The organism is Candidatus Pelagibacter sp. PS_41 (genome assembly GCF_059417725.1).
Window position 1 is genome coordinate 356,330 of sequence record NZ_CM182062.1, and the last position, 15,904, is coordinate 372,233.

The following is a 15,904-nucleotide window of genomic DNA, read 5'->3' on the forward strand; positions in this document are numbered from 1 at the left end:
TAAATATTAAAAAATATTTTTAAGAAATTCAGGTAATCCATCTGGATTAGTCCATAATCCACTTTTTCCACCTTCTTTAATTAATAACTTAACATTATCAATTTTAAGATGAGGATTTACTATTTTACTTAAATCATAAATGGTTATTAATGCAGCATTAACTCCCATAATAGCTTCCATCTCAACACCTGTTTTAGCTACCGCTGACACAACACAAAAAACTTCCAATGAGCTATCAACTTCATTTATAATTATTTTAGTAGCAGTGTGATCAATTGGAAGAGGGTGACATAAAGGAATTAATTCACTAGTTTTTTTAACACCTAGTACAGCTGATACCTCAGCTAAAGTAATTGGATCACCTTTGGGCATTTTTTTATCTTTAATTAAATTAAAAACTTCTTTTCCAACATAAATTTTTCCAGAAGCCAAAGCTCTACGGAATGTTTCTTTTTTAGATGAAACATCAACCATATTAAAAGAGTTTTTTTGAAAAATTTCTTTTGCCCAATCTTTTAAATTTTCTTCATTTATAATTTTTAAGTTTTTCATTTATCCCCCGGTACTTGATAAATTAGGAGTAATTCCAGTATCACCTAATTCTAAATAATGTGACTCTTTTTTAAGATGCAATTGTTTTATAATAAGATTTACAAGTTCATCTTTTTGAGCATCGTCTTGCAGTAAATGTCTAATACTAATTCCAGTATTACCAAACAAACATAATCTCAAATCACCTCTTGAGGTAATTCGCAATCTGTTACATGTTTGACAAAAATCTTTAGTGTAAGGAGCAATTAATCCAAATTTACCTTTAAATTCTGGATGTATAAAATTTAATGAAGGGCCTGCATCTTTCCCATAAGTTTGAGGGATCCAATTATTTTTCTCTAAATAATCTTTGAATAAATTAGAAGAAACATGATTTTTCTTAAAATATTCAAAATTATCACCAGTTTGCATCAATTCTATAAATCTAAAGTCAATTTTGTTATTTTTTATAAAATTCCCAAATTTGTTAAACTCATCAGGGTTATCATTAACACCCTTAAGTAAAACAGCATTAATTTTGATATTTTCAAAATTTAATTTTTGTAAAGTCTTTATGCCTTCTAAAATTTCTTCAAGCCTATCATGTCCTGTTAGTTTTTTAAAAGTTTTTCTATTTAAACTATCTATACTAATATTTATTCCATCTAAGCCAGCTTCAGATAATTGTTTTGCAATTTTGTCCAAACGATAACCATTAGTCGTCATTGTTACTTTGGGAATATTTGAATTTTGTTTCATATCTTTAAGGATATCAAAAAAATCTTTTCTAACTGTTGGCTCTCCACCAGTTAATCTAATTTTACAAACACCTAATTCAGATAATGCTTTTGTTAATCTGGATATTTCTTCGGCAGACATAAAGCTTCTCGTGTCTCCAGGTGTTTTTTTATAACCTTGAGGCAAGCAATAAGTGCAGCTGTAATTACACACATCTGTAATCGATAATCTTATGTAGGGGAATTTTCTTCCAAAAGTATCAGTTAGTGCTTTCATCTAATTTTAATTACATTATTAAATTGAAACATTAAAACATATTTGTTAGATAATTGAGACAAAATTTTATAAGATCAATTCTATATTTAGCAAATAATGTACGAAAAATTTGGACAATTCATCGATGGTAGCTGGTCTCCTTCAACAGACAAGGGAACTTATGAGGTTATCAATCCAGCGACAGAAGAAGTTTTAGGTCATGCTTCTAAAGCAACATCTGCTGATGTTGATAAAGCATTAAAGTCAGCTGAAAAAGGATTACAAGTCTGGAAAAAAACAACACCTTGGAACAGATCTTATATTCTTAGACGTATAGCAGATAAACTTCGAGAGAAAAAAGATGTATTAGCCAAATGGATGACTTTAGAAAATGGAAAACCATTAGCAGAAGGTGTTGGTGAAACAAATGGAGCAGCAGACATTTTTGAATGGAATGCTGAAGAGACAAAAAGAATTTTTGGACAAACTATTGAAAGTAGATTTGAAGACACAAGAGTTCATGTTTATTACCAGCCAGTTGGAGTTGTAGCAGCATTATCGCCTTGGAATTTTCCACTTATTTTAGCAGCTAGAAAAATATCTACTGCACTTGCTGCCGGTTGTTCGGTAATTATTAAACCTGATACAATCACTCCTGGTGTTGTAATGGAGTTAGTTGATATTTGTAGAGAATGCGGTGTTCCTCCTGGAGCAATTAATCTTTTATCAGGTGACCCTCCAAGTATTGCATCTCAATTAATTCAATCAGATATTATTAAGAAGATTTCTATTACTGGCTCTGTAAGAGTAGGAAAACTAATATTAAAACAAGCCGCTGATAAAGTTCAAAGAGTAACAATGGAATTAAGTGGTCATTCACCATTTATAGTCTTTGATGATGCTGATATCAAAAAGGCAGCAGATATGGCTATAGCTGCAAAATTTAGAAACAATGGCCAAGTATGTATTTCTCCTAATAGATTTTATATTCATGAAAAGAAGAAAGATGAATTTATTGATCTATTTGTAGAGAAGACTAAAAAGTTAAAAATTGGTAATGGTATGGATCCCGATACTCAATTAGGTCCTTTAACAACTCAAAAAAGATTAAATGAAATTGAAACACTAGTTGAAAAAACTAAGCAAGAAGGAGCTAAAGTTTTATTAGGTGGAAAAAGACCCGCAGGATTCAATAAAGGGTTTTTTTATGAACCAACAATATTTGATGATGTAAAAGATGATTTTACCATTATGAAAGAAGAACCTTTTGGACCATTGGTTCCAATGTTATCATTTAAATCATTTGATGAAGTAATCGAAAGAGCAAATAATCATGAGCTTGGACTTTGTAGTTATGTTTGTACCAACTCAATGGAGAGAGCTCATTTAGCATCTGAGCAATTAGAGACAGGATCAGTTGCTGTTAACACAGGATTTGTTGCAATTGCTGAGGCACCATTTGGTGGAATAAAGCAGAGTGGATATGGAAGAGAAGGTGGTTCGATGGCAATTAAAGACTATCTAAATGTTAAATATACACACCTCGGTATAAAAGGTTAACACTTCAAAAACTTTAGATGAAAAATATTGGATTTATTGGAATTGGTCTCATGGGATTTCCTATGGCCAAAAATCTTCTTAAATCGGGGTATAATTTAAAAGCCTATAATAGATCTCAAGATAAAGCAGATAGATTAAAAGAATATGGAGCAGAAATATCCCTATCCATTAAGGACGTTGTTACTAATGCAGATGTGGTTATTACAATGCTTACAGACGATGCTGCAGTTGAGAAAGTAATGAGTAGTGATGAATTTATATCTAATATTAAAGAAGGAGCTACTGTTATTGATATGAGTTCGGTTAATCCAGTTTTGACCATAAAGTATTCAAAAAAATTAAAAGAAAAAAAAATAAATTATTTAGATGCCCCAGTTTCAGGTGGAACAATAGGAGCTGAAGAAGCAAGTTTAGCTATAATGGTTGGTGGTAATGAAGAAACATTTAAAAATTGCTACGAGCTTCTAAAAAAAATGGGCAACCCAACATTAGTTGGCCCAGTATCATCAGGTCAAATATCTAAATTAGCTAATCAAATTATTGTAGGCGTTACTATTGGAGCAGTTGCAGAAGCAATTACATTATGTGAAAAATCAGGAACTAATCCTTATAAAATGATTGAAGCTTTATCGGGAGGTTGGGCTGATAGTAAAATACTGCAAACACACGGAAGAAGAATGATCGATAAAGATTTTACACCAAAAGGAAAAACAACAACACAACTAAAAGATATGACTAATATTGTTAATGCAGGAAAGGCTGTAGAGACTCATTTGCCTATTTCGAGCTTAATAAAAGAAATGTATAAAGACTTAGTAGCTGATGGACATGGAAATACTGATCATAGCTCTTTATATAATGCTATTGAAAAAATAAATAAAAAATAGAATGAAATTATTAAGAATAGGAAAAATTGGCCAGGAAGTTCCAGCGGCTATAGATAAAAATGGAAAATTTAGAAATTTATCATCAATTATTAAAGACTTAAATCCAGAAAATATTAATTTTGAAACTCTCGATAAATTAAAGAAAATAAATTTAGAAAATCTAGAAGAGATAGATCGAAGTGAAAGAATAGGATCTTGTATTACTCAACCAGGAAATTTTTTTGCTATTGGATTGAATTATACTGAGCATGCAAAAGAAACTGGGGCAAAGCCACCAGAGCATCCAGTATTATTTAATAAATCTGTTCATTCAATTATAGGACCAAATGACAATGTAATTATACCTATTAATTCAAAGAAATTAGACCATGAAGTTGAAATTGCTTTTGTAATAGGAAAAAAAGCAAAAAGAGTTATAGAAAAAGATGCACAAGATTATATTTTTGGATACTGCATTTGTAACGATATAAGTGAGAGAGAGTGGCAAAAAGAAAAAGGTGGTCAGTGGGTTAAAGGAAAATCTGGTGATACCTTCGGACCTTTAGGCCCATATTTAGTGACAAGAGATGAAATAGAGGATGTTAATAACTTGAGTTTAACGCTAGATGTTAATGGTAATAGACATCAAACAGGAAATACAAGCCAAATGATTTTTAATTTTAATTTTTTAATTGCTCATATTACAAGTTTTATAACATTAATGCCTGGTGATATAGTGACTACTGGAACACCACCGGGAGTGGGTCTTGGAATGACACCTCCTATTTTTTTAAAAGATGGAGATGAGATGGAACTTTCGGTCGATAACCTTGGAAAACAAAATATTAAGGTTATAAAAGAATAATTTGATATGATAGAATTAGTTGTTGCGCTAGGAGCAGGTCTTATTAGTTTTTTATCACCTTGTGTTTTACCATTAATACCTGGTTATGTTTCTTTTGTTACAGGAAGTTCATTAAATGAAATTTTAGAAAATAAAAAAATTAACTTATTGCCGTTAATAATTTTTTCACTTGGCTTCTCTTTTGTTTTTATTATTTTTGGAGCAACTGCATCCTTTTTAGGGCAAATTCTTTTACAAAATTCACAAATCCTAAGACTTGTTGCTGGAAGTATAATAGTTATTTTCTCACTTCAATTGATTGGTATTTTAAATATTAAATTTCTTAATATTGAGAAGAAATTTTATACAAAAAAATCAAATAATATATTCTTTGTATTTATTATAGGAATGGCATTTGGTTTTGGATGGACACCTTGCATAGGACCTATTTTAGGATCAATACTTGCTTTAGCTTCAACAGAGGAAACAATTTATAGAGCAATTATACTTTTAAGCTTTTACTCTTTAGGACTTGCCATACCTTTTGTTTTATCGGGGTATTTGATGCAAAGGTTTCTATTATTTTCAAAGAATTTTAAAAAAAATATTAATTTAGTAACTAAAGGGGGTGGCATAATACTTTTAATTACAGGAATTTTAATTTTAACAAATCAATTACAAGTTCTTGGATACTATATTTTAAATTATTTGCCTTTTTTACAAAATTTCGGTTAGAACTATCTGAAACAATTAATTCATGAAAATATATCAAATTGATACTAGTGCTAGAAAAGAAGGTTCTACTTCAAGAGCTTTAGCAAAAAAATTATTAGACAAAATAAAAAAACCAGAAGATGAGGTTGTTTATCGAGATCTTAATGACGAAATGATTTTTATTTCTAATTTAACAGAGTCTGGAATGAAAATTCCAGAGGGCGAGCAAACAGAGCAACATAAGAAAATGTTTGAAATGTCAGATAAACTAGTCATGGAACTAAAAGAAAGTGATACAATTATAATTTCTGTACCAATTTATAATTTTGGTCCGCCTGCAACGCTAAAAGCCTGGGCAGATTTGGCTGCAAGAGTTAAAGAGACATTTAAATATAATGAAGACGGAAGCAGGGTAGGCTTGCTTGAAGACAAACAGGTTTATCTAATAATTACCTCTGGTGGCACAAAGATTAATAGTAAAGATGATTTTTTAACACCCTGGCTAACCCATGTTTTAAATTTTTTTGGTATAAAAAAAATAGATATTATTGCTGCTGATCAATTGGCTATAGATTATGAAAAATCAATTAAAGAAGCAGAAAGTCAAATTGAGAACATAACATAATGAGCTTATTAAGTGTGAAAGAGTACAAATTATATTCAAACTTTTTAAATACTTTAGCAAAAGATTTAAATAAATTTTATTATTCAAAACTTAATAAAACTTTTGCGATATCTAACAAGCTTAAAGGCAAAGGGTATGACCCTGTTACAACATCTGACAAAGCATTTGAAAAATTTATTAGATTGAAAATTAAAAAAAAATTTCCAAATCATCAAGTTATAGGTGAAGAGTTTGGTCACAAAAAATCAACTAGTGACTTTACATGGGTGATAGACCCGATTGATGGGACAAGATCATTTGTAATAGGTAACCCAACTTGGAGTAATTTAATATCTCTTAATTTTAAAGGCATACCAGTTGTGGGTTTAGCAAATTTCCCGATATTAAATAAATATTATTTAAACTTTGATAACAAAAATTGTTTTGTTTTTGAAAAAGGTAAAAAAAGAAAAATTTCTGTTTCAAAAAAAATACTATTTAGTCAGATTAAAGTATCGGGAGCATTTTATGAAGCGGTCTCTCTTAAGCAGCAAATGAGAATTCCAAAAGTTTTAAAATTAATGCAATTTCCAACTGCAGATGCGTTAAGCTACTCTCATTTATGTGAGGGAAAAATTGATGTTGTTTTTCAAGCTAATAATAAAATTTGGGATATTCACCCATTGATGCCAATTATAAAAGCTTCAGGAGGAATTGTTACAACTTGGAATAATAGAAATGCAGTTAACGCAGGAAATATTTTAGTTTCAGCTAATCAATCTATTCATAATAAAATGCTTAAACTTTTAAAACCTATTGCAAGATAAATGCATACAAGAGCTAAAAAAATATTAGATTTTTGGTTTAAAGAAACCCCACCAAAAAAAAGATTTCAAAAACATAAAGATTTTGATGCACTAATAAAAAATAATTTTTTAAAAGATTATGAACTGGCAGGTTCCAATGAGTATGATGATTGGCAAGATAGCCCCCTTGGTTCATTAGCTTTAGTTATTTTATTTGACCAATTTTCAAGAAATATGTTTAGAGATGACCCAAAAGTCTTTAGCCAAGATCATAAAGCAAGGTTAATAGTTAATGATTCTGTTTATGCAGGATTTTTAGATGAAATGGAGGACCAAGATCAAAGATTTTTTATGCTATTGCCACTTATTCATAGTGAAGAAATAACCGACCATGATATGGCCTACTATTTACTCGATAAATATTTAAAAGATCATCCAGACTTAGTTTCTATAAAAAAATTTTGGAAAGATCACACATTAGCAATTAAGAAATTTCATCGATATCCTCATCGAAACATAGTGTTAGGAAGAAAATCTACTCCTGAAGAGATAGAGTTTTTAAGTCAACCGAACTCTTCCTGGTAAATATTCATTAAGTGAACAGGTAAAATAAGATATTCAATATTATCATACCTATAATGATAATATATCGCTTTAATATTTTGATGTGCCGTCTATAAAGAAAGTACGAAATTCAATAATTAACATTAACTTCTCTCTCTCTTTAGTTAGTTAATATAAGCTTCCCCGAAAGGGGAAGTTTCTTATTGTCATCATCCCCACTGAATAATATAAATTTTAAATGAACTTTAAGTTTGTTTATAAAATATGCACTAAATCTGAGTGGCAAGAAGTTAAAAGTAAAGGTCAATTAACAGGTTTTAAAAAAGATTTAGAAGATGGCTTTATTCATTTTTCAGGTGATGATCAGGTTGCTGGAACTCTTAAAAAATTTTACCAAAATCAAAATGATTTAATTTTATTAAAGATAGATACTTTAAAACTAGATCATCTAGTTTGGGAACAAGCCTCTGATGGAAATATGTTTCCCCATTTATATTCACCACTTGACTTATCTAATGTTGTAGAAGAATTTGATATTACTTTAGATGATGATGGTACTCACGTCTTACCATCTATATTTTAACTTATCTTTTAAGGGGTTCACCCTTTCAGAAAGCTCCAAAAGAGTTCCCCTGTAAGTTAGCGGTATACGCCAAAATCCATAATAATGGACTTTATATTTTTTTGATCTTAATTAGTCTTTGGTTATTTAATCACACCAGTTATGTGTCAGGTGGTGATAAGTTCATAATCAACCTCCTTTATTGATATTTAGACAATATCATTTCTAAAAATTGCATTCAAAACATTTATTTTACTTTATGTGAAATAAATCAATTGTATGCAACCTAGCAAAGTAATAGGATCTCGATAATTTAAAAAATCTCATTACAATATTTTCTGTAAAAAAAGTTTTATAATTTTTAATTATAATTAATTATTTCCTAACAAGTTGACCATTAATACACCTATTATAATTAAACCCAAACCAATCATTGAATAAAGGTTTGGCATTTGATTAAATCTAATTATACCAACAATTACAGTTGAAATAATTGTTAATCCTGCAAATGAAGCATAAGTAATTCCCATTGGAATATTTTTCATCACCATTGAGAGCGCATACATACATGCAACGATTGTTATACCTGTAATAATACTTGGAAATAGAAGCGTGAACCCTTCAGCACTTTTTGCGAAACTATTTGAAGTTACTCCAAGAATAACTGCTAGGAACAGAAATCCATATGAAGTAGCGAGACTCATTCTTTAACTTTAAATGAAATCTCGCTAAATATATATAATTATTTAGGTATCTTAGTTACGCCAGTTTCAAGTGAAATCATTATAGGTTTCATAAAAATTAAAATTTAATTAAAATTTAATTTATGTTAGGGTCTATTTATGATTGATATTGTATGAATTCAGATCAAGATTTAAGAGCCAAATTTACTTTAGCCGAGAAGCTTTTTTTGGAAAAAAAAACACAAGAATCAATTAATTTGTATAGAGAAATATTATCGATCAATCCCAATATAATTCCGGCAATAAATAATCTTGGAGCAGCGTATGAAAGTTTGAATAATTTTTTTGAAGCTGAAAAATATTATCTTCAATGTTTTAATTTTAATCAAGAAGAAATTGTTTTTATTAATAATCTAGCAAATATTTTTTTAAAACAAAGAAAGTTCGATAAAGCAATTGAGTTGTTTAAAAAATCTTTGAAAATACAACCCCAAAAAAAAATTAATAAAAACAATTTGGCTTCTTGCTTAACTTATAATAACAATATTGATGAGGCGATAGATTATTGCAAAAAAGAAATCGAATTTGATCCTGAGAATGAATATTTGTACAAATTATTAAGTAAAAATTTAATGAAAAAAAATTGTCACCGAGAAGCTTTACAGTATTTAAAAAAAGGAACAGGTTTTATTGAATTTAATGATAATAATATAAGTATAATTACTAATTAATGAAAAAAATTAAAATAGACGATTTTAGATCTGAGAGTTTTATTGGCTTGTGGAACATAGAAGATAATAAACTATGCAAAGAACTAATTAACTTTTTTGAAGAAAATAAAGATTTACATATTATTGGAACAACTTCAGGTGGAGTAGATTATTCTGTAAAAAAAACAATAGATATCACAATTAATCCAAAAAGTTTAAAAGAACCAAAATATCAAATCTTTAATAAATATTTTGAAAAATTAAATGAATGTTTTGAGGATTATAAGGATCAGTATTCCTTTTTAAAAGTTATGGCCAAAAAAGTTCACATAGGTCATTTTAACATTCAGAAATATTTAAAAGGAGATCATTTTTCATCAATCCATTCAGAAAGAACTAATTTAAGTTCAATTCATAGATTGTTTGCATGGATGACATACTTAAATGATGTTGAAGATGGTGGTACAACTGATTTTAAATATTTTGATTTAAAAATAAAACCACAACAAGGTAAAACGGTTATATGGCCATCTGAATGGACTCATGCACATAGAGGATCTGTTTTAAATAGTGGTTCAAAATATATTATTACAGGATGGATGCACTTCACAGATTAAATTTTCTTTTATTAAAGCCAAGAGGGAAATGGCAAACCTTTTTCTTCAAGGAACTTTTTATTAAACATTTTAGTTGCGTACTTTTCACTTTTATCACAAAGAATTGTAACGATAGTTTTTCCAGGACCTAATTCTTTACCTAATCTTATTGCTCCCGCTATATTAATTCCACAGCTAGTACCAAGGCTTAAACCTTCATTTTGAATTAGATCATAAAGAATAGGCAATGCCTCATGATCGTCTATTGAATAAGCATCATCTATTTTAGCATTTTCAAAATTTTTGGTAACTCTACTAGAACCTATTCCTTCTGTAATCGAACCACCTTCAGATTTTAATTCACCATTCTTTATATAATTATAGAGAGCAGATCCTTTAGGGTCTGATAGATAGATTTTTATATCCTTATTCTTTTCCTTAAGAGCATTACTTACACCTGAAATTGTGCCCCCTGTTCCAGATGAACATACAAAACCATCAACCTTACCTTCTGTTTGTTTCCAAATTTCTTGTCCTGTTCCCTCGTAATGTCCTTTTGCATTTGCAGTATTATCAAATTGATTAGCCCAGATAACTCCATTATTGTTTGATGGTCTAAGCTCATCAGCAAGTCTAGCTGCAATTTTTACAAAGTTATTGTCATCTTTGTAAGGTTTTGCAGGAACCAATCTTAGTTCTGCACCTAAATTTCTAAGTAAATCTTTTTTTTCTTGAGTTTGATTGTCATTCATTACAATAATTGTTTTGTATCCTAATGAATTTCCTAAGAGCCCTAAGCCAATTCCAGTATTGCCAGCTGTACCTTCAACAACCGTTCCACCTTTTGAAATTAACTTTTTTTCTTGAGCGTCTTTAATTAAAGCTAGGGCCGCTCTGTCTTTAACTGATCCACCTGGATTTAAAAATTCAGCCTTACCATAAATATTGCACCCTGTAATTTCTGATGCTGCTTTTAATTTTATTAAAGGAGTATTACCAATTCCTGAAATAAAATCATTTTGAATGTTGCTCATTAATCTGATTTTGTATCACTATCTGGAGTAATACCATAAGGTTTGAATTCACTATCAGCGATACCAACATTTTTTGCAGGTATACCAACCATTACAGCTTTTTCTGGAACATCTTTTGTAATCACTGCATTAGCACCAATCTTTGCACATCTTCCAACTCTAACAGGACCTAATACTTGCGCACCTGAGCCAATTACAACTTCATCTTCAATTGTTGGATGTCTCTTTATATTACGCTGATCATTTGAATTAATACTTGGAGCAATTCCACCTAGTGTTACCATATGATAGATAGTGACGTTATCACCAATTTCAGAGGTTTCTCCAATCACAACTCCCATACCATGATCAATAAATAAATTTTTTCCAATTTTTGCTTTTGGATGAATTTCAATACCAGTTAAGAATCTTGAAAATTGTGAAATAATTCTAGCAATTAAATCAAATTTAGCAGTACTAAAAAAATTAGCAATTTTGTGAAAAAAAACTGCTTTAACTCCAGGATAAGTTAATATTAAACTTAATTTTGATTTTGCAGCAGGGTCTCTGTCTATTATAGATTGTAAAAATTTTTCCATTTTATCTTTTTGCTAGATTGACTTAAAAGCGATCTTTATATAGTCATTATATTTATTAATTAAAGAGAAAAAATATGTACAAAAATACCAACTGTTTTCACCTTGCAATACCTTGCGGTGACTTAGAAGTTGCAAAAAAATTTTACAACGAAGCTTTAGGCTGCAGATTAGATAATTCAGCTCAAGAATGGGCTGATGTTGATTTTTGGGGAAATGAATTAACTCTTCACGCAAGTGCACATAAATTAGAAAATGAAAGACACGATGTTGATATGGGAAATGTTTCTGTTCCTCACTTTGGTGTACACTTATCAAGAAAAGATTTTGATGCTCTTAAACAAAGATTAAAAGATAATGGTACTAAATATTACGATGAACCTTATTTAAGATTTAAGGGCACTAAATATGAGCAAGAAACTTTCTTTGTAAAAGATCCTAACGAAAACATTTTAGAAATTAAAACTCTTACAAGTAATCCTGAATAACTGTTAAATAACAGCTTATCTTAAAACAAAAACTATCTGGATCAGTCATAATTGATTTTGATAAATTTGTAAAATATAGGCCAGTTATATATACTTTTTATATCTTTATTTCCTTTGACACACTTTATTCATTCGCGTTAGACTTATTTTTTAAATTAATAGGAGAAGATAATGAAAATAATTAAAACTACACTTGTAGCTGGTTTGATTTCTTTATTTGCTACTTTTTCAACATTTGCTGAGAAAGTAAAAATTGGAGATCCAGGTTGGACAGGTGCAACAGCTATTGCAAATTTATTAGCAGCAGTTGTTAATGATAAAATGGGTGGAGAAGCAGAATTAGTTCCAGGGAACAATACTGCTATCTACGCAGCAATTGATAGAAGCAAAGGTGAAATAGAAGTTCACCCAGATATCTGGCTACCTAATCAACAGGCTTATACTAACGATCTAGTTCCTAAAGGAACTCTTAAGTTAAGTTCAAAACCGTATGAGGGAAACCAAGGATATTGTGTGTCTCAACAATTTGCTAAAAAAATGAAAATTACAGCAATTGAAGACTTAGCTAGACCAGAAGTTGTTAAAGCAATGGACAGCGACGGAAATGGAAAAGGTGAGTTTTGGATTGGTGCTGATGGATGGGCTTCAGCAAATGTAAACCAAGTTAAACTTAGAGATTACGGTTTATATGATGCTGGTATTGAAGGCATAAGAGCAGCAGAAGCTGTTAAAAATGCAAGAGTGCTTGATTCAATTAAAAAAGGTGAGGGCTATGCATTTTATTGTTACAAGCCACATGCAATTTGGGGAATGGCAGATGTTGTAATGTTAACAGAACCAAAGTTTGATGAAGCTAAATATAAAATGGTTCAACCCAAAGAAGATGCTGACTGGTACAAAAAATCTTATGTTGCATCGAAAGATGCTCTTAAACAAATTCAAATTGGTTGGGGAACTTCATTAGAAGCTAAATCACCAGCTATTGTTGAATTTTTTAAGAACTTTCAATTGTCAGCAGATGATGTTTCATTAATGGCCTATCAAATTTCAGTTGAAAAAAAAGATCCAGCTGCTGTTGCTAGAACATGGATGAAAAATAATAAGTCCAAAGTTGACGGTTGGTTAGGACTTTAGGTTAAATTAAATTTTTACCTGGCAACTTTTTAGTTGCCAGGTAATTTTCTTAAAAAAAAATTTATTAAATTTTCGAATGGATCTGATGGAATCAGCTATTGAAATAAAAAATGTTTGGAAAATATTTGGTAATAATTCTGAAGAAGCATTAAATGCTATTCAAAATCAACGTATTTCAAAACAGGAAGCTTTAGAAAAATATAATTCAGTAATTGGTGTATCTGATGTTTCTTTTAATGTTAAAAAAGGAGAGATTTTTTGTGTAATGGGTCTTTCTGGAAGTGGTAAATCTACTTTAGTTAGACATATTAATAGATTATTAGAGCCAACCTCTGGACAAATTTTAATCAATAATGAAGACGTGATGAAGTTTGACTCAAAAAGTTTGCAAGATTTAAGAAATAAAAAAATAGGTATGGTTTTTCAAAACTTTGCTTTAATGCCCCATAGATCTGTACTGGATAATATAGCAATGCCACTTGAAATAAGAGGTATTAGCAAAAATGATAGGCTAGATGCCGCTAATAAAATTTTAGATATCGTAGAACTTCAAGGCTGGGGAAATAAATTTGCTCATGAGCTATCAGGCGGAATGCAACAAAGAGTAGGATTAGCAAGAGCTTTAGCGGCCGATCCTGATTTTTTATTAATGGATGAACCATTTAGTGCATTAGATCCATTAATTAGAAGACAACTTCAAGCAGAATTTATCAAACTTTCAAAACAAATGAAAAAAACTACAGTGTTTATAACGCATGACTTAGATGAAGCTGTTAGGGTAGGTCATAGAATTGCTATCATGAGAGATGGAAAAGTTATTCAAATAGGAACACCAGAGGAAATAGTAATGAAGCCAGTGGATAACTATGTTGCTGATTTTGTAAAAGGAATATCTAGATTAAAAATTGTTCAAGCTAAATCTATCATGCAACCAATTGAAAAATTCAAAAAAGAATTTGGATCACTGGCCAAAGATTTAGAAAGTGTTTATGAAAATGATTTGCTAAATAAATTGATTGAAAAATCTTCTATTAAAGACGAACCAATATTAGTAATTAACAATGATAATAAAAATGTTGGGGTGATAACACAAGCTGATTTACTTAAGGCTGTTGTAGAGGGTAGTGATGGAGAGTAAAGCAGTTAAAAATCCATCTAGAGATGAATTGATTACTGATTTTGTAAAAAGTAATCCAAATTACTATATTAAAGAGTTTAAAAAAATTGGTAGTAAACCTACTTATTCATTTTCATTTAATCTATTTGCATTTATTTTAGGTCCAGTTTGGTTTGGAATGCGTAATGTTTGGAATTGGACATTAGCTTTTTTAATTATTGAAACTTTTTCAGTAGTGCAAATCATCAGAGGTTTATTTGGCAATATTACAGCAGATGCTATTGCTAAAGTAGAACAAGTTAAAAGTACAATAGCTTTTAGGAATAAACAATTAGAAGCAGCTATAGAAAATAATCCAGATAAGATTGATGTTTTTAAAAGAAATATAAAATCATTAGAGGATGCTATGCAAGGTTATCTTGATGAGATTACAAGAGTAGAAGCCTCAGCAATTTGGATTACAATTTTTGGGTTTATTTTATTGATAGTAGTAAAGGTTGTTCAAGGAGTTTTGGCGAATTCAATTTTGGAAAAAAAATATTCTGAATGGTTATCTGATAAATCTATTGATCCAGGTATGCAGATGAAAAATTATATCTTAAGTAGTGTTTTTACTTCTGTAATAATGATTTTTACTGTTATCCATTACAGCTTTCCAGGTTTACTTCAGTTAATGGATACGTTTCCAACCCATCCAGAAATAAGATTATTTTCAATTAAGTGGATAGAAATTATTTTTGATTATGCAGTTGTTAAAGGAGATGTAATTTTTACTGCTATAACAATTGGTATTAGGTCAGTTCTAGATTTTTTAGAATTACTATTCGTTAAAACCCCTTGGATAGTAATTATAACAGCCATTGTAACACTTACTGGTTTATCAGCTGGACCAAGGGCAGCAATATACTCAACTGGATTTTTATGTTATATGGGATTTTTAGGGTTTTGGGTAAAAGCCATGACAACTCTTGCGTTACTTGGAACTGCTGCAATTTTAAGTATAGCAATTGGTATTCCTCTTGGAATTTATTGTGCAAGAAGACAAAGATTTTATTCACTAATAAGACCTATAATGGATTTCATGCAAACAATGCCAGCCTTTGTATTTATGATTCCAGTTATAGCTTTTTTTGGAACTGGAAAGGTTGCGGCAGTAATTATTACAATGATTTTTGGTGGTACACCTGTTGTAAGACTTACGGTTTTAGGGTTACGTGGAGTGCCAGAAACAATTCGTGAGGCAGCTATCGCTTACGGTGCAACTAAATGGTATTTACTTAGAAAAGTAGATTTACCACTAGCCACACCTTCAATTTTGGCAGGTGTTAACCAAACTGTAATGCTTAGTTTGGCTATGGTAGTTGTAGCATCTCTAATTGGTGCAAAAGGTTTAGGACAAGATGTTCTTGAGGCTTTACAGTATGCTAATGTTGGACAAGGTATACTAGCAGGTATTGCTATTTTGTTTGTTGCTTTAATACTGGATAGAGTTGTTCAAGGTAAAAAAAGAGTTTAATAAAACT

19 protein-coding genes are annotated in these 15,904 nt (G+C 30.2%); 14 read left to right on the top strand and 5 right to left on the bottom strand.

The genetic code is table 11. The annotated features are described in order from the left end of the window. Positions 1–6 precede the first annotated feature (6 nt). Together moaC and moaA are read right to left on the bottom strand one after the other, a co-directional pair. A complete protein-coding gene (gene moaC / locus AC5SL8_RS01895; RefSeq protein ID WP_494580408.1) occupies positions 7–552 on the bottom strand; it encodes a cyclic pyranopterin monophosphate synthase MoaC in 546 nt (181 codons plus the stop codon). Beyond that, positions 553–1,545, bottom strand: coding sequence for a GTP 3',8-cyclase MoaA (gene moaA / locus AC5SL8_RS01900; RefSeq protein ID WP_494580410.1), 993 nt, complete (start codon positions 1,543–1,545; stop codon positions 553–555). Between the two features lie 96 nt (positions 1,546–1,641). Here moaA and AC5SL8_RS01905 point away from each other — a divergent pair, with 96 nt between their 5' ends. From AC5SL8_RS01905 to AC5SL8_RS01940, 8 genes are all read left to right on the top strand, one after another. Continuing rightward, entirely contained in the window at positions 1,642–3,084 is a 1,443-nt protein-coding gene (locus tag AC5SL8_RS01905; protein WP_494580412.1) for an NAD-dependent succinate-semialdehyde dehydrogenase, read from the top strand. 17 nt (positions 3,085–3,101) lie between these two features. Continuing rightward, entirely contained in the window at positions 3,102–3,971 is an 870-nt protein-coding gene (locus AC5SL8_RS01910; protein WP_494580414.1) for an NAD(P)-dependent oxidoreductase, read from the top strand. 1 nt (position 3,972) lies between these two features. Next, on the top strand, positions 3,973–4,815 hold the full coding sequence (locus AC5SL8_RS01915; protein ID WP_494580416.1) for a fumarylacetoacetate hydrolase family protein: 843 nt from the start codon (positions 3,973–3,975) through the stop codon (positions 4,813–4,815). 6 nt (positions 4,816–4,821) lie between these two features. Next, positions 4,822–5,529, top strand: a complete 708-nt coding sequence (locus AC5SL8_RS01920) for a cytochrome c biogenesis CcdA family protein (RefSeq protein WP_494580417.1) — start codon at positions 4,822–4,824, stop codon at positions 5,527–5,529. 22 nt (positions 5,530–5,551) lie between these two features. Then, a complete protein-coding gene (locus AC5SL8_RS01925) occupies positions 5,552–6,133 on the top strand; it encodes an FMN-dependent NADH-azoreductase (protein WP_494580418.1) in 582 nt (193 codons plus the stop codon). Continuing rightward, positions 6,133–6,939, top strand: a complete 807-nt coding sequence (locus AC5SL8_RS01930) for an inositol monophosphatase family protein (RefSeq protein WP_494580420.1) — start codon at positions 6,133–6,135, stop codon at positions 6,937–6,939. The genes AC5SL8_RS01925 and AC5SL8_RS01930 overlap by 1 nt, the downstream gene beginning before the upstream one ends. After that, complete coding sequence (locus AC5SL8_RS01935; protein WP_494580421.1) at positions 6,940–7,503, top strand: DUF924 family protein; 564 nt, start codon at positions 6,940–6,942, stop codon at positions 7,501–7,503. A 217-nt stretch (positions 7,504–7,720) separates the two neighbouring features. Continuing rightward, positions 7,721–8,065, top strand: coding sequence for a DUF952 domain-containing protein (locus AC5SL8_RS01940; protein ID WP_494580422.1), 345 nt, complete (start codon positions 7,721–7,723; stop codon positions 8,063–8,065). A gap of 350 nt (positions 8,066–8,415) precedes the next feature. On the opposite strand, the gene AC5SL8_RS01945 is transcribed toward AC5SL8_RS01940, so the two are convergent. Then, entirely contained in the window at positions 8,416–8,748 is a 333-nt protein-coding gene (locus AC5SL8_RS01945) for a DMT family transporter (protein WP_494580424.1), read from the bottom strand. Positions 8,749–8,900: 152 nt separating this feature from the next. Between AC5SL8_RS01945 and AC5SL8_RS01950 the strand changes: the two genes are divergently transcribed. Continuing rightward, positions 8,901–9,458 (top strand): tetratricopeptide repeat protein, encoded by a 558-nt coding sequence (locus AC5SL8_RS01950; RefSeq protein WP_494580425.1) that lies wholly within the window; start codon positions 8,901–8,903, stop codon positions 9,456–9,458. Beyond that, a complete protein-coding gene (locus tag AC5SL8_RS01955) occupies positions 9,458–10,054 on the top strand; it encodes a 2OG-Fe(II) oxygenase (protein ID WP_494580427.1) in 597 nt (198 codons plus the stop codon). Before AC5SL8_RS01950 ends, AC5SL8_RS01955 begins: the two co-directional genes overlap by 1 nt. Before the next feature lie 11 nt (positions 10,055–10,065). Here the strand turns inward: AC5SL8_RS01955 and AC5SL8_RS01960 are convergent, their stop codons facing one another. Further along, positions 10,066–11,067, bottom strand: coding sequence for a cysteine synthase A (locus AC5SL8_RS01960; protein WP_494580428.1), 1,002 nt, complete (start codon positions 11,065–11,067; stop codon positions 10,066–10,068). Then, positions 11,067–11,645, bottom strand: coding sequence for a serine O-acetyltransferase EpsC (gene epsC / locus AC5SL8_RS01965; protein ID WP_494580430.1), 579 nt, complete (start codon positions 11,643–11,645; stop codon positions 11,067–11,069). The genes AC5SL8_RS01960 and epsC overlap by 1 nt, the downstream gene beginning before the upstream one ends. Before the next feature lie 74 nt (positions 11,646–11,719). Here epsC and AC5SL8_RS01970 point away from each other — a divergent pair, with 74 nt between their 5' ends. The 4 genes from AC5SL8_RS01970 (at position 11,720) to AC5SL8_RS01985 (ending at position 15,897) form a co-directional block, all read left to right on the top strand. Continuing rightward, entirely contained in the window at positions 11,720–12,130 is a 411-nt protein-coding gene (locus AC5SL8_RS01970) for a VOC family protein (RefSeq protein ID WP_494573498.1), read from the top strand. Positions 12,131–12,301: 171 nt separating this feature from the next. After that, a complete protein-coding gene (locus AC5SL8_RS01975; protein ID WP_494580432.1) occupies positions 12,302–13,264 on the top strand; it encodes an ABC transporter substrate-binding protein in 963 nt (320 codons plus the stop codon). Between the two features lie 85 nt (positions 13,265–13,349). After that, complete coding sequence (locus AC5SL8_RS01980; RefSeq protein WP_494580792.1) at positions 13,350–14,402, top strand: quaternary amine ABC transporter ATP-binding protein; 1,053 nt, start codon at positions 13,350–13,352, stop codon at positions 14,400–14,402. Continuing rightward, positions 14,392–15,897 carry an ABC transporter permease gene (locus tag AC5SL8_RS01985; RefSeq protein ID WP_494580434.1) on the top strand — a complete coding sequence of 502 codons (1,506 nt, stop codon included), beginning with the start codon at positions 14,392–14,394 and terminating at the stop codon, positions 15,895–15,897. The genes AC5SL8_RS01980 and AC5SL8_RS01985 overlap by 11 nt, the downstream gene beginning before the upstream one ends. Positions 15,898–15,904 lie beyond the last annotated feature (7 nt).